The following is a 336-nucleotide window of genomic DNA, read 5'->3' as shown; positions in this document are numbered from 1 at the left end:
GATTATTCAAGAAAATAGTAATTGCCGATAATTGTGCAGAATTTGCCAATCAAATATTTAATAATTCGGCAGAAATGAACGGAAGTACATTGTTCTTAGGAGCAATATTTTTCACGTTTCAGATTTACGGAGATTTCTCTGGATATTCAGACATTGCTATAGGTACATCACGTCTTTTTGGATTCGATTTAAAACAAAATTTTGCTTTCCCTTACTTTTCAAGAGATATGGCAGAGTTTTGGAGACGTTGGCACATTTCTTTATCCACATGGTTTAGAGATTATTTATACATTCCTTTAGGAGGAAGCCGAGGCGGCACTTGGATGAAAGTTAGAA

The 336-nt window shown here is 34.8% G+C and carries 1 protein-coding gene; it reads left to right on the top strand.

The features are described from left to right. On the top strand, positions 1 to 336 hold a 336-nt coding region (locus KI686_RS16035), incomplete at both ends, for an MBOAT family O-acyltransferase (protein WP_306665761.1).

The sequence above is a fragment of the Polaribacter sargassicola genome, from assembly GCF_021991835.1.
GTDB classification, from domain to species: domain Bacteria; phylum Bacteroidota; class Bacteroidia; order Flavobacteriales; family Flavobacteriaceae; genus Polaribacter; species Polaribacter sargassicola.
This window is presented reverse-complemented; position numbering and strand designations above follow the sequence as displayed.